Genomic DNA, 12,453 nt, shown 5'->3' on the forward strand with positions numbered 1-12,453 from the left:
TGATGCTCGGCCTGCCCCTCGCCGGATCGATCGCCGCGCAGGACGGGCCGCCCGCGCCGCGGGTCGCCTCCGCCGTGAAGAACCTGCGCTTCGTGCCCCTCGCCGCGCTGCCGCGGGCCCCGGGCGGGGCGGGGCGCCAGGCCGGCTGCCCGGGCGAGGTCGTCCCGGCGCAATCGGAAGCGGCGCAGGCCGTGGCCGCCCGGGACTGGTTCGTCACCGGCGAAGCGGCGCTGGGCCGCTACCGGGCCGTCAGCTTCGCCAGCGACCTGCAGCAGGGGACGAGCGGCACCTGCTTCATCGCGGACGGCAATGTCGGCCTCTTCGACGGGACGCGCCTCGTCGCCCTCGTGTACGGCGCCGGCCGGACCGGCGCGGTCGGCCGGATCGCGGCGCGCACCGGCGGCGTGCGCCTCTGGGACGGCGACCTGCCGCCCTCTCCGGTGGGCGACCTGACCCTGCGCCCGGACGGGACCCTGTCCCTGGAGCCGCTTCCCGCGGTCGAATCCGTCTGCGGTGGCCGCGGAGCGGTCCCCGCCATCCGCGGCCAGCCGATCGACACGGCCCGGGCGGCGCTGATCGCCGCGGGCTGGACGCCGGTGAAGGGTCCGCCGAGCGACGATGCGCGGGAGCGGGATCTCGCCCGGCGCGGCGTGATCGAGGTCGACGGCTGTTCCGGGACGGGCCTCGCCTATTGCAGCTTCCGGTATGCGGGGGCCGCCGGCGCGCTCTCGTTGACCACGACGGGCGACGGGGACCTGCCCGAGGTCCACGAATACGGAGTCACGTGCCGATGAGACGGATCCTGCGGGCGCTGGCGCTGATCGCGGCGACGGGGCCGGCCGCGACCGCCGTGGTCGCGGCGCCCGCGCCGCCCTGCGCGGCCGAGGCCGAGCGGCAGGCCCTCAAGCTGCTGCGCTTCCACAGCGACGGCGACGCGCGGGCCACGGTCGATCCCGCTTCCGTTCGGTCCGTCGGCACCGTCGCGTCCCTGGTCGGGACGCGGCGCTTCCAGGTGATTGAGGCGGAGGGCAGCATCGACAAGGGCGATTATCGGATCCGGCTGATCTACGCGCCGATGCCCGGGAGCTGCGTGCTGATGGGGCAGGAGATCCTCGAGCGGTCCGATCCCTACTGAGCACCGCCCTCAGCGCGCGCCGAGGCAGCCGGTCCCGGGGGCCGGCAGGACCAGCCAGGCGCCCCCCGCGTAGAGCCGCCGGACCGCGCCCGGCGCGGCGGGCCGGATCACCAGATACGCGCGGCCGGCCGAGACCAGGGCCCCGTCATCGGCGGCCGCCAGGGCGGCGGGGTTCCCGAGCGCCACCACGGTCTCCGGCTGGACCGCGAGGGCGGTCAGCGCGGTCACGCCGAGCCACCCGGCGAGCGCCGCCGCCGCCGCGGCGACCGGCAGGCCGCGCCGGGGGCGCCGATCAGTAATCGTAGGCATGCTCGAACCGGCCCCCCGCGGCCTCGACGGCGCGGATCTGTTCGACGAGCTGCTCCACCGCGGTGTCGTAGCCGACGCGCTGCCAGCCCGGCTCGGACTGGATCGGCATCGCGAACAGCGGCTCGGCCCCGGCGAGGGCGACCGTCCGGCCCGGCGGCAGGAGGACGGTGGTGAGGATCCGGTCGTTGCCGGCGATCTCCAGCACGGTCCGGCCGCGCGCCCCCAGGCCCCGCAAGATCTCCGTGAAGGCCCGGTAGCGCGGCGTCTCGATCAGGGCGGCCGGTCCGCCATCGCCGGCCGGGACGGGGCCGAGGCGGGTGATGCGCGGGTCGGCGGCCGCGTCGGCGGCGTCGAGCCCCGCCACGACGCTGCGGATCGTCAGGCCGGCCGGGTCCATCCCGGCGAGCCACGCGATCCCCTGCGCGTAGGCCCATTTCACCCCGTATTGCAGCGAGAGCGCGCCGCGCCGCTCGACCGCCCGCAGGGACGGCGTGAACGGGACATCGCGCCAGAGCCGGGACAGCTCCGCGTCGAACGGGTAGCGGTACCAGGGGGTCTGGCGCAGGAACACGGCGTAATCCGCGAGCAGCCGGGCGTTGAACCGGTCCTCCTCCGTGGGCTCGGGCCCCCGCCACCACGCGGTCAGCGCCCCGACGGTGCGCTCGTAGGCGCCCTGGATCAGCATCTCGGCCGTGAAGCTGAGGCCGATGACGTAGTTGGTGACCTTCTGGCCCGCGGTGACGTCGCCGGTGCGCCCGGCCGCCCGGGTCGCCCCGCACAGGCTCGTCCAGAAGCCGGTGGTCGCCGCCCAGTAGTCGAAGGCCGATTCCGAGGCGGATCGCGTCACCCCGGCGAGGTCCGCGTAGGCGTGGACGATGTCCCATTCGGGGAAGGTCAGGTAGCTGTCGCCGGCCGCGCGCTTGTAGCCGTCGGGGGCGATCCCGAAGCGCGAGCCGCCCCCCGCACGCCCCTGCAGGGTGGGATCGGGCGCGACCGCGCAGCCCCCCTCGATCGCCGCGACCGGCAGGGCGCAGGCGAGCGCGAGGAGGGCCAGGCCGGCGGCCGCCCAGCGGGCGGCCCGGCGGCGGCGACGGGCGGGACGGGGGCTCACGCCGCGCCCGCCGCGGCGGCGCGCCACGGCCACCAGCCGAGCACCACGCCGGCGAGCCCGAGGCTCAGGTGCGGGCCGTTCGAGAGGAGCGGGCTGTCCTGGAAGCCCTTCAGGAACAGCGACAGGTCGAGGAAGCTCGATCCGGTGATCACCCCGACCACGCCGTCGAGGAGGTAGATCGCCCCGAAGGCCCGCAGGAAGGTCACGGCGGCGTGCCGCGACCACAGGGCGGCGGCGAGCGCCCACAGGCCGGAGGCGAGGTGGAGCGCGTCCTTGTAGACGTCGAGCCGGAACAGGCCGAAGACGCGGCCCTCCGCGTCCCGGAAGGCCGGGATGTAGTCGGTGGCGGCGGCGAACAGCAGGATGGCCGCGAAGGCGAGGGCGGCCGCCTGTGGGGGCGTGGGTCTCATGAGCGGATCCTTGCGCGGTCAGGCCATGGAGGTCGACCAGAGGGCGTTCCGGAACAGCAGCCCGGGATCGTACCGGCGCTTGGCCGCCACGAAGGCGTCGAGCCTGGGATAGGCCCGGGCCATCTGGTCGCGCCGGGCATGCAGGCGGTAGGGCAGGTAATAGGCCCCGCCGAGCGCCACGACGCGCTCGATCAGGGCCTCGGTCATGCGCATCATCGCGGCCTCGTCGCCGGGGGTGAGCCCCTGCGAGAACGACATCACGGCACCGATGCGGGGAGAAGGCGCGTAGGCCAGCGTCGAGTCCGGGTCCGCCGCCACGTAGCGCAGGGTCACGTTGAGGCAGTCGCAGCCCGAGCCCGGGATGATCTCCCGGCAGGCGGCGCGGAACGCGTCGAACCGCTCGGGCGGGACGAAATACTCGTGCAGGATGTCGGTGCGGTTGCGGTCGCGCGAGGCGAGGTTCGCCACCGGCTCGTTCATCAGGCTGTTGCGGGTGGCGAGGCCGGGGTCGAGCGTCGGGTTGAGCCGGGTCTCGGCGATCCAGCGGGCGCGCTTGCCGAACTCGCTGCCGACCTGGGCGCGGTAGATCTCCCGCGAGACCGCCGAGAACGCCCCCTGCGCGGCCGCGGCGGGCAGGACCTGCGGCGGGTGCTCCGCCTCCGCGTAGGTGACGAGGATCGCCTCCTCGAAGAACCCGGCCTGCGCCACCGAGAGGCGGCCGTAGGCCATGCGCAGCCGCGGGTCGCGCTCCACCGCCGCCACGAAGGCCGGCGCGAACTCCGCGGCCGGCATCACCGCGAAGGTCGGCGTCAGGAGGCGGTTCGGCACCATCTCGACCACCAGGTCGACCACGATCCCGAACAGGCCGTAGCCGCCCATCGCCAGCCCGAACAGCTCGGCGTTCTCGGTGCGGGAGCAGGTGACGAGGCTGCCATCGGCCAGGACGAGGCGGAGGGCGCGGACGGTGGAGCCGAAGGGCCCGCGCGGGGCCGGCCAGCCATGGGCGTTGACGCTGAAGGTCGAGCCGACCCCGAAATCGCTGTTCGACTGCATCACCGCGGGCGAGAACCCGATCCGGTCGAGCTGCCGGATGACCTGCGACCAGCGCGCGCCGGCCCCGACCCGGTAGAGGCCGGCGGCGGTGTCGGGCTCGATCGGGCCGCCCTCCAGGGTCACGGCCGTCCCGTCGCGGGCGAGGCTCTGGCCGCCCATGGAATGGCGGGCGACGCCGACCGCCACCGGCCGCCCGGCGGCGGCGGCGTCCCGGATCTCGGCGCGCACGGCCTCGATCAGGGCCTCGGTCGACCCTGTCGGGAGCACGGCGTGGCGGGCCACCGGGGTCGGGTTGAGGCCGCTCGCATCGTTCAGGATGATCCGCGGGGCGGCCCGGGCCGCCCGCGGCAGCAGCGCGGCGGCCGCCAGGGCGCCGCCGCCCGCGAGGATCCTGCGCCTGCTCGGTCGTATCCCCGCCATGACCGCCGCCCCCAGCCCTCGATTCGCACCGGCGGGGCGACCGGCTCGCCCCGCCGGCCTACCCTGCGACGGGTCCGGGCCCGCCGGCGTGAGATCGCGCACGGAGCGCGATACGGCCGGACAAACCGGCCGGCCCTCTTCGCACGCGGCGGCTCGTTCGCCCATTCCAGCGGCCGGCCGCGCGGGTCCTGCGCCTGCTCAAGGCCCGCCAGGATGCCGTCTTGCGTGACCTGCTGCCAGCGGGCCTTCCCACAGGCGCCCGTGACGGCGAGCCTGCCGCCTGTGGGAAGGCCCCGCCCAACGGGAGGACGAAGCTCTGCGGGTGCCGCGGGGTATGACGGGCGCCGCATCGTCGGTCGGCCGCCCGTCCGTCCGGCCAGGGCCCGTGGCGACACCCGATCGGCCCTGTGACGCCCGCCTGTCCCGAGAGCGTGATTCTGGCCGGATCCGGCGCGTGTCCGGCTCCGGGATCGGAGTGTTCTGCGTGCGCGGAGACAACCGGCCGTCGCCCCCGCGGGACTTCCGAGATTCTTCGTGCCGCCCGGCGGCCGAAGCCGTCTCAAGGCACGCGATTGTCCATCGCGGCTTGACACTGACCTTCCGCCTCGTGGCCACTCGCCGGCCTTCATCCCCTGCGCTGGAGCGGATATCGGCCGCGGCGGGACCAGCGGCGCCTGCAGATCCGTTGCCGGAGGCGGATCCGACGCGACGCCACTCGGGCGCTCGCTTGCGCGCGGGTCTCGCGGGTCGCTGCCGAGCGCGGTGGCGCGTCGTCCGTGAGCCCTTCGGCCTCTTAAGCATGCCCGAGGCGGCGCGCGCGCCGTGCGGAACGGTGTCGTGAGCTTGGCTGTTGCCTCCCTGCCGACCAGTCCCTGGCCGGCACCGAGCCGCCGGCGATGACCGGCGCGCCGACACCCTGAGAGGAACGCCTATGAGGAAGTCCCTGCTGGTCGTCGCCGTCCTGGCCGCCTTCGGCGCGGCCGGCGCCGCGACCTCGGCCTCGGCCGCGCCCGGCCTGCCCGGCGCCGTGAGCGCCCCGTCGGACGTGGTCTCCGTCCGCATGGACCGGATGCACGGCCACCATCACCACCGGATGATGCGCCATCACCGCCACGGGCACATGATGCGCCATCACCATCATCGCGGGCACATGACGCGGCATATGCACCGCCATCACCGCATGTGAGCTGGTCGGGGCCCCCGCGAGGGGCCCCGTTCCCCGGGATCCGGCGTGCGGCCCGGCCCTGCGACCGGCGCGACATGAGCCGGGCCAGGCCGCCCCAGCGGAAGGTCTGACCGCACGCCTCTACTCTGCGGCCTCGCGGTGGCCGGGCTCCGGCTGGCGCGCCCGGGACGTGGCCGTCGCGGGCCGGATCCTGCCGAAGCGCGCGTAGAGAGCCGGCAGCACCACCAGCGTCAGCAGGGTCGCGCTGATCAGGCCGCCGATGACCACGGTGGCGAGCGGCCGCTGGATCTCGGCCCCGGTCTCGGTGGCGATGGCCATCGGCACGAAGCCGAGCGAAGCGACCAGCGCCGTCATCGCCACCGGCCGCAGCCGGATCATCGCGCCCTCCAGGATGGCCTCCCGCTTCGGGCGCCCCTCCGCCACGAGCTGCTTGATGAAGGTCAGCATCACGAGGCCGTTCAGGACCGCCACGCCCGACAGCGCGATGAAGCCGACCGCCGCCGGCACCGAGACCGGCATGCCGCGCAGCCACAGGGCCACGATGCCGCCGGTCAGCGCCAGCGGCACCGCGCTGAACACCAGCAGCGCGTCCCGCGGCGAGCCCAGGGCCGAGTAGAGCAGCAGGAAGATCAGGAAGAAGCACGCCGGCACCACCACCATCAGCCGCTGCTTGGCCGAGGCGAGGTTCTCGAACTGGCCGCCCCAGGTCACGAAGGAGCCCGGCGGCAACGGCACTTGCCGCCCGACCTCGGCCTGCGCCTCCGCCACGAGGGAGCCGATGTCGCGCCCGCGCACGTTGGCGGTGACGACCACCCGGCGCTTGCCGTTCTCGCGGCTGATCTGGTTCGGCCCCTCCGTGACCGAGAAGCCCGCCACCTGCTTGAGCAGGACCGAACGCGCACGGCCGTTCGGGCCGGGCGGCAGGGGCACCGGGATATTCTCCAGGGCCTCGCGGTCCTCGCGCACCGTGTCGGTGAGGCGCACCACGATGGGGAAGCGCCGGTCGCCCTCGAAGACGACGCCGGCATCCTTGCCGCCGATGGCCGCGCCGATGACCTCCTGGATGGCGCCCGTGCTGAGGCCGTAGCGGGCGGCCTCGGCCTTGTTGATCTTGATCTCCAGGAACGGCAGGCCCGCCGTCTGCTCGACCTTCACGTCCTCGGCGCCGTCGATGCCCTTCAGGACCGCCGCGATCTGGTTGGCGGTCTTCAGCATCGGCTCGAACTCCTCGCCGAACACCTTCACGGCGAGGTCGCCCCGGGTGCCGGCGAGCAGCTCGTTGAAGCGGAGCTGGATCGGCTGCGAGAACTCGTAGACGTTGCCGGCGAGCGCCCCCACCGCCGTCTCGATCTGCGCCTGCAGGTCGGCCTTCGACAGGCTCGGGTCCGGCCACGCCTCCTGCGGTCTGAGCATGACGAAGGTGTCGGAGGAGTTCGGCGGCATCGGGTCGGAGGCGACCTCCGCCGTGCCGGTCTTCGAGAACACGTAGGCGACCTGCGGGAACTTGGAGACCACCTGCTCGACCTTGAGCTGCATCGCCTGCGACTGGGTCAACGAGGTCGAGGGGATGCGGGTGGCGTTGAGCGCGATGCTCTTCTCGTCGAGTTGCGGGATGAACTCGGTCCCGAGCCGGGTGAACAGGACGCCCGCCCCGACCAGCAGCAACAGGGCCGCCCCGAGAAAGGCGAGGGGACCGCGCACCGCAGCCCCGAGCACCGGCCGGTAGGCCGCCTTCAGCGCCCGGATGATGAGGTTGTCCTTCTCGGTGACCGTGCCGGTGATGACGATGGCGATCAGCGCCGGCACGAAGGTCAGCGACAGGATGAAGGCCGAGACCAGCGCGATGATGACGGTCAGCGCCATCGGCGCGAACATCTTGCCCTCGACCCCGGTGAAGGTCAGGAGCGGCACGTAGACCAGGATGATGATGGCTTGCCCGTAGAGCGACGGCTTGATCATCTCCTCGGCCGACGCCCGCACCGTCTGAAGGCGCTCCTCGGTCTCGAGGGCCCGCCCGAGGGCGTGTTGCTTCTCGGCGAGATGGCGCAGGGCGTTCTCGGTGATGATCACCGCCCCGTCGACGATGAGGCCGAAGTCGAGGGCGCCGAGCGACATCAGGTTCGCCGAGATCTTCGCCTCGACCATCCCGGTCAGGGTCATCAGCATCGCCACCGGGATGACCAGCGCCGTGATGACGGCCGCCCGGATGTTGCCGAGCAGCAGGAACAGGATGACGATGACGAGGGCCGCGCCCTCGGACAGGTTCTTCACCACCGTCCTCACCGTCGCCTCGACGAGACGGGTCCGGTCGAGGACGGTCTGGACCGCGACGCCGGGGGGCAGGCTCCTGCGGATCTGGTCCATCTTGGCGTCGACCGCGGCGGCCACCGTGCGGCTGTTCTCGCCGATCAGCATCAGGGCGGTGCCGATGACGACCTCCTGGCCGTCCTCGCTGCCCGAGCCGGTGCGCAGGTCGCGGCCGATGCGGACCTCGGCGATGTCCCGGATCCGGACCGGCACGCCGCCGCGGGTCGCGACCACGACGTTGCCGATGTCGTCCATGTCCTCGAGGCGTCCGGCGGCGCGCACGACGTAGCCCTCGCCGTTATCCTCCAGGTAGCGAGCGCCCTGGTTGGCGTTGTTCGCCTCCAGCGCCCGGACGACGTCCGAGAAGGACAGGTCGAGGGAGGCGAGCTTATCGGGGTCGGGCTGGACGTGGTACTGCTTCTCGAAGCCGCCGATCCCGTCGACGCCGGCCACGCCGGGCACGGTCTTGATCTGGGGCCGGATGATCCAGTCCTGAACCGTGCGCAGGTACGCGGTCTGCTCCAGCGCGGTCCTGAGACGCTGGCCCTCGGGGGTCAGGTAGCTTCCGTCAGGCTGCCAGCCCGGCGCGCCCGCCTTCGAGAGCGTTCGCTCGCCGGGCTTCGCGTAGTGGATCGACCACATGTAGATCTCGCCGAGGCCCGTGGAGATCGGGCCCATGGCGGGCTCTGCCCCGGGGGGCAGGTCCCGCCTCACCTGGGCGAGGCGCTCGGCCACCTGCTGGCGGGCGAAGTAGATGTCGAGCGTCTCGGCGAAGACGGCGGTGACCTGCGAGAAGCCGTTGCGCGAGAGCGAGCGGGTGTATTCGAGCCCCTTGATGCCGGCGAGGGCGGTCTCGACCGGGTAGGTGACCTGCTTCTCGATATCGACCGGCGCGAGCGAGGGCGCGGTCGTGTTGATCTGCACCTGGTTGTTGGTGATGTCCGGGACCGCATCGATGGGCAGCTGCGTCACCGCGTAGCCGCCGAAGCCGGCGGCGAGCAGCGACAGCAGCAGCACGAGCCAGCGCTGGCGGACCGAGACGTCGAGGATGCGGCTGATCATGTCTCGGCCCCTCAATGGTCGTGGCCGGCTTCGCTCTTCCCGAGCTCGGCCTTGAGGAGGAAGGTATTGGCGACCGCGATGTCCTCGCCGGCCCTGAGGCCGGAGACCACCTCGTAGGCGTCGTCGTCCGCGCGCCCGAGCTCGACCTCGCGCTTCTCGAAGCCCTCGTCGGTGCGCACGAAGACGACGCGCTTGCCCTCGACGGTCTGGAGCGCGGCCTTGGTCACCCGGACGGGCACTCGATCCGTCTCAGTCTCGACCTCGGCGGTGACGTAGGTCCCCGGACGCCAGGCCATGTCCTGGTTGGGCAGCGAGACCACCACCCGGGCGGACCGGGTGTCGGCGTTCAGCAGCGGGCTGACGAACACCACCTTCCCCTGCACGCTGCGGCCGCCGCGGTTCACGGTGACCCGGGCGCCTTCCCGGACCTCGTCGAGGTCCGAGGTCGGCACCGCGAGCTCGATCCAGACGGTCGAGAGGTCGGCCACGGTGTAGACGTCGGCCGGGTCGCCCTCCTTGCCGACGGCGGTGCCCACGTCGACCTTGCGCTCGACGATGCGGCCGGAGATGGGCGCCCGCAGCTCGTACTGGCGCAGGGTCGAGGCGTTGGGCGTCGCCTCGTCGCGTTTCTGCGCGGCGGCGACCTCGGCGGCGTTCAGGCCGAGCGCCGAGAGCTTCTGGCGGGCGAGGTCGACGCGGAGCTGGTTCTCCTGGAACACGGCCTTGGCGTTGTCGAACGCCGCCTGGGATGCCGCCGCGGATGCCAGCAGCCTCTGCTGGCGCTCGAAATTGACCTTCTGGAGGTCGGACTGGACCATGGCGGTGAGGTACTCGCTCTTGGCGTCGGCGACCTCGCGGCTGTCGAGGACGGCGACGACGTCCCCCTTCCGCACGTCGTCGCCGAGGCGCTTGCGCATCTCGGACACCGTGCCGACGACGCGGACCGGGACGCGGGCGATCCGGTCCGTGTCCGGCGTGATCGTGCCGGGGACGAGGATGTGCCTCGACAGCAGGCCGCCTTCCGCCTTGGCCACCTTGATGTCCTGGTTCTCGATCTGCTCGGCGGTCATCGTGACGTGCCCCTCCGCGCCCTCGGCTTCGGAAGGCTCGTGCGCTCCGTGAGCGTGGCCTGCGCCCGCCTTGGGGGCGGCGGCCTTGCCGTGGTCGTGGCCGCCGCCCGCTTCGTGGCGGGGCTCGCCCGGCGATGCGGGGCCAGGCCCGGCGGCGAAGGTGTGGAGGGCCGGCGGCAACCCGGCCGCGGCGAGGAGGCCGCGAACGAAGCCGGACACGGCGGGAACGGCGGCGCCCACGAGGACGCCGGCGGCCACCAGGGCCGCGGTCAGGAGAATGCGCATGATGCCTGCTCGTCGGGGCGCCGGTGCCGTGGCGGCTTCCGGGCCGGTCCCGTTGCGATGACGTGAGGAAGCGGCCCCGGGGCCTCGGACCCGGGGTTCAGGACGCGCGCCGTCGCGGCGTCACCTCAGGCGCGCGGCGGACGCGGCAGGCGGTCGGGGGAGATCGAGGCGCGCGCCGCGTCGACCGGGGCGTAGCAGGGTCGGGACGGCAGGGCGGGCGGAACGGGGGCGAGGCCGTCCGACGGCATGGCCACGTGGCAGCCGCAATGGACGTGGCAGGCGATGCCGGGATCCGCCGCCCGGGCCGAGGCCGGCGTCAGGTCCGACGCCATGACCAGCTCCGTCCGGTCGTGGCCCGGATGGCCCTGATGATACGCCAGGTCCTCGGCGAGGCCGGCGGTCGGGAGAGCGACGGCCAGCGCCAGGACGAGCGCGAGCGCGCGGGCGACGGTCGCCCACCACCCCGTCCAGGCCCCGAAGGCTCGCTGGCGTCCCGCCGACTTCATCGTGCTCCTTATGGGCGATTCGGGCGTCGGGCCACAAGACGCGGGGGCGAAACGCCGGGCGGTCAGGTCGCCGGTCCGGCCGACGGAGTGCGGAATGTCACCGTCCGTCGCGGCTCAACGCCGTCGCGACAGCCTGGCTCGGCCGGCATCAGGAGAGACCCGACAGGAGACGACGCCTCTTCGCCCTGGCGGCAACCGCCCAATCCTCCGCGGGCGGCTCCGGCGACCGGCGGCCGCACGACCACGTCGACATCGACGTCGGCCGGCATCACCATCCGCGCCGCGACGAGGACAGGTCGTTCTTCGATGAACGGGGCCCCCATCCCCCCAACCACGACTTCGCCGACGGAACGGGCCGCGCCGGACCGCCCCGGACCGAACGACGGTCCGGCGCGGTCGGCGGAGGCTCAGGCGCCCCGCGGCCCGAACAGGATGAGGGCGCTGCCGAGCACGCATACGAGGCCGCCGGCGATGTCCCAGCGGTCGGGCCGGTGGCCTTCGAAGCCCCAGAGCCACAGGATGGCCGCGACGACGTAGATGCCGCCGTAGGCCGCATAGGCGCGTCCCGCCGCCCCGCTCTCCACGACGGTCAGCAGGGAGGCGAACAGCGCCAGCGAGGCCATCCCCGGGACGAGCCACCACGGGGATCTGTCGAGGCGCAGCCACGCCCAGAAGGCGAAGCAACCGGCGATCTCGGCCAAGGCGGCCGCGGCGAAAGCGGGATAGGTGAGCATGGGCGCGTGTTCGCATGCGCCGTGCGTGCGGCAAACCGGCGACACGGGCCGGAGGCGCCGGTCCTGACCACGCGGCGGGCCGGCGCCGTCTCGACCTCCTACCGTCCCGGCTTGAGGCGGCCGAGCCGTGCGGGCGCCGCCGGCGCCAAGCTGCGCCCGGGCGCACGCTGCCGTCCACGCGCCACGTCAGGTCCTGTCGGGACCGGCTTGGGCCTGTGCGGCGGCGATCTGCCGTATCCGCCGCGGCAGGTCGCGAACGAGAGCGGTCTTCCGGTAGGGCGTCATCTTCCGCCACGCGCGGATCTCCGGGACCGTGCGGCCGCATCCGAGGCACCAGCCGGTCCGCCCGTCCCACTGGCAAACCCCGATGCAGGGGTCGTCCGTCTTCATGTTAGGGCTCCGTACGCCAGGCGGCCCGTCCGCCGCTGGACACATATAGGGTACCCCCCTATACGTCACTACGACGAGGAAGCCCGCGATGGCCCACACGGTCAAGGAAAAGGCCAAGCTCCTGGCGCGGGTGCGCCGGATCAAGGGACAGGCGGAAGCCGTCGAGCGGGCCCTGGAGGCCGAACTCGGCTGCGCCGACGTCCTGATGCTGGTCGCCTCGATGCGCGGGGCCATCAACGGCCTGACCGCCGAGCTGATGGAAGACCACATCCGTCACCACGTCGTGAACCCGGACGCGGAACCGGACGCCGAGCGCGCCCGGGGCGCCGCCAAGCTGATCGAGGTGGTCCGGACCTACCTCAAATGAAGGCCGCCCCATGACGCCTTTCGCCGACCTGCTGCAGCAGGGGACCGCCCATGCTTGGCTGTTCGTGCCGAGCGCGATCCTGCTGGGCGCCCTCCACGGCCTGGAGCC

General features: G+C 73.3%; 13 protein-coding genes and 1 pseudogene. 5 read left to right on the top strand and 9 right to left on the bottom strand.

Annotated elements, in window-relative coordinates; genetic code table 11:
* The first annotated feature begins 2 nt into the window (after nucleotides 1-2).
* Together I53_RS26745 and I53_RS26750 are read left to right on the top strand one after the other, a co-directional pair.
* Nucleotides 3-794, top strand: a complete 792-nt coding sequence (locus tag I53_RS26745) for a hypothetical protein (RefSeq protein WP_043356613.1) — start codon at nucleotides 3-5, stop codon at nucleotides 792-794.
* On the top strand, nucleotides 791-1,135 hold the full coding sequence (locus tag I53_RS26750) for a hypothetical protein (protein WP_043356615.1): 345 nt from the start codon (nucleotides 791-793) through the stop codon (nucleotides 1,133-1,135). Before I53_RS26745 ends, I53_RS26750 begins: the two co-directional genes overlap by 4 nt.
* A gap of 9 nt (nucleotides 1,136-1,144) precedes the next feature.
* Here I53_RS26750 and I53_RS26755 read toward each other — a convergent pair whose 3' ends face one another.
* The 4 genes from I53_RS26755 to I53_RS26770 are packed head-to-tail and all read right to left on the bottom strand — an operon-like array spanning nucleotide 1,145 to nucleotide 4,438.
* Complete coding sequence (locus I53_RS26755; RefSeq protein ID WP_043356617.1) at nucleotides 1,145-1,444, bottom strand: hypothetical protein; 300 nt, start codon at nucleotides 1,442-1,444, stop codon at nucleotides 1,145-1,147.
* Nucleotides 1,428-2,555, bottom strand: a complete 1,128-nt coding sequence (locus I53_RS26760) for a hypothetical protein (RefSeq protein ID WP_043356642.1) — start codon at nucleotides 2,553-2,555, stop codon at nucleotides 1,428-1,430. Before I53_RS26760 ends, I53_RS26755 begins: the two co-directional genes overlap by 17 nt.
* Nucleotides 2,552-2,965 (bottom strand): DUF4383 domain-containing protein, encoded by a 414-nt coding sequence (locus I53_RS26765; protein WP_043356619.1) that lies wholly within the window; start codon nucleotides 2,963-2,965, stop codon nucleotides 2,552-2,554. Before I53_RS26765 ends, I53_RS26760 begins: the two co-directional genes overlap by 4 nt.
* A gap of 18 nt (nucleotides 2,966-2,983) precedes the next feature.
* Nucleotides 2,984-4,438: an FAD-binding protein gene (locus I53_RS26770; RefSeq protein ID WP_043356621.1), complete on the bottom strand. Its 1,455-nt coding sequence runs from the start codon at nucleotides 4,436-4,438 to the stop codon at nucleotides 2,984-2,986.
* A gap of 931 nt (nucleotides 4,439-5,369) precedes the next feature.
* On the opposite strand from I53_RS26770, the gene I53_RS26775 reads away from it, so the two are divergent.
* Nucleotides 5,370-5,624, top strand: a complete 255-nt coding sequence (locus I53_RS26775; RefSeq protein WP_043356624.1) for a hypothetical protein — start codon at nucleotides 5,370-5,372, stop codon at nucleotides 5,622-5,624.
* Nucleotides 5,625-5,744: 120 nt separating this feature from the next.
* Here I53_RS26775 and I53_RS26780 read toward each other — a convergent pair whose 3' ends face one another.
* From I53_RS26780 to I53_RS26800, 5 genes are all read right to left on the bottom strand, one after another.
* Nucleotides 5,745-8,993: a CusA/CzcA family heavy metal efflux RND transporter gene (locus I53_RS26780; protein WP_043356626.1), complete on the bottom strand. Its 3,249-nt coding sequence runs from the start codon at nucleotides 8,991-8,993 to the stop codon at nucleotides 5,745-5,747.
* 11 nt (nucleotides 8,994-9,004) lie between these two features.
* Nucleotides 9,005-10,348, bottom strand: a complete 1,344-nt coding sequence (locus tag I53_RS26785) for an efflux RND transporter periplasmic adaptor subunit (RefSeq protein WP_043356628.1) — start codon at nucleotides 10,346-10,348, stop codon at nucleotides 9,005-9,007.
* 125 nt (nucleotides 10,349-10,473) lie between these two features.
* The gene (locus I53_RS26790; protein WP_043356631.1) at nucleotides 10,474-10,854 is read right to left on the bottom strand and encodes a hypothetical protein; all 381 of its coding nucleotides are present in this window, start codon (nucleotides 10,852-10,854) and stop codon (nucleotides 10,474-10,476) included.
* 407 nt (nucleotides 10,855-11,261) lie between these two features.
* Nucleotides 11,262-11,588, bottom strand: coding sequence for a YnfA family protein (locus I53_RS26795; protein WP_043356634.1), 327 nt, complete (start codon nucleotides 11,586-11,588; stop codon nucleotides 11,262-11,264).
* A 186-nt stretch (nucleotides 11,589-11,774) separates the two neighbouring features.
* On the bottom strand, nucleotides 11,775-11,978 hold the full coding sequence (locus I53_RS26800; RefSeq protein ID WP_043356636.1) for a DUF1289 domain-containing protein: 204 nt from the start codon (nucleotides 11,976-11,978) through the stop codon (nucleotides 11,775-11,777).
* A gap of 88 nt (nucleotides 11,979-12,066) precedes the next feature.
* Here I53_RS26800 and I53_RS26805 point away from each other — a divergent pair, with 88 nt between their 5' ends.
* Complete coding sequence (locus I53_RS26805) at nucleotides 12,067-12,345, top strand: metal/formaldehyde-sensitive transcriptional repressor (protein ID WP_043356639.1); 279 nt, start codon at nucleotides 12,067-12,069, stop codon at nucleotides 12,343-12,345.
* A gap of 10 nt (nucleotides 12,346-12,355) precedes the next feature.
* Nucleotides 12,356-12,453 (top strand): annotated as a pseudogene (locus I53_RS32840) (nickel/cobalt efflux protein RcnA); the annotation flags it as partial.

The organism is Methylobacterium sp. B1 (assembly GCF_000333255.1).
GTDB lineage: Bacteria > Pseudomonadota > Alphaproteobacteria > Rhizobiales > Beijerinckiaceae > Methylobacterium > Methylobacterium fujisawaense.

Coding starts and splice junctions, on each gene's coding strand:
- I53_RS26745 (WP_043356613.1), top strand. CDS start 3: ATGCTCGGCCTGCCCCTCGCCGGATCGATCGCCGCGCAGGACGGGCCG.
- I53_RS26750 (WP_043356615.1), top strand. CDS start 791: ATGAGACGGATCCTGCGGGCGCTGGCGCTGATCGCGGCGACGGGGCCG.
- I53_RS26755 (WP_043356617.1), bottom strand. CDS start 1,444: ATGCCTACGATTACTGATCGGCGCCCCCGGCGCGGCCTGCCGGTCGCC.
- I53_RS26765 (WP_043356619.1), bottom strand. CDS start 2,965: ATGAGACCCACGCCCCCACAGGCGGCCGCCCTCGCCTTCGCGGCCATC.
- I53_RS26770 (WP_043356621.1), bottom strand. CDS start 4,438: ATGGCGGGGATACGACCGAGCAGGCGCAGGATCCTCGCGGGCGGCGGC.
- I53_RS26775 (WP_043356624.1), top strand. CDS start 5,370: ATGAGGAAGTCCCTGCTGGTCGTCGCCGTCCTGGCCGCCTTCGGCGCG.
- I53_RS26780 (WP_043356626.1), bottom strand. CDS start 8,993: ATGATCAGCCGCATCCTCGACGTCTCGGTCCGCCAGCGCTGGCTCGTG.
- I53_RS26785 (WP_043356628.1), bottom strand. CDS start 10,348: ATGCGCATTCTCCTGACCGCGGCCCTGGTGGCCGCCGGCGTCCTCGTG.
- I53_RS26790 (WP_043356631.1), bottom strand. CDS start 10,854: ATGAAGTCGGCGGGACGCCAGCGAGCCTTCGGGGCCTGGACGGGGTGG.
- I53_RS26795 (WP_043356634.1), bottom strand. CDS start 11,588: ATGCTCACCTATCCCGCTTTCGCCGCGGCCGCCTTGGCCGAGATCGCC.
- I53_RS26800 (WP_043356636.1), bottom strand. CDS start 11,978: ATGAAGACGGACGACCCCTGCATCGGGGTTTGCCAGTGGGACGGGCGG.
- I53_RS26805 (WP_043356639.1), top strand. CDS start 12,067: ATGGCCCACACGGTCAAGGAAAAGGCCAAGCTCCTGGCGCGGGTGCGC.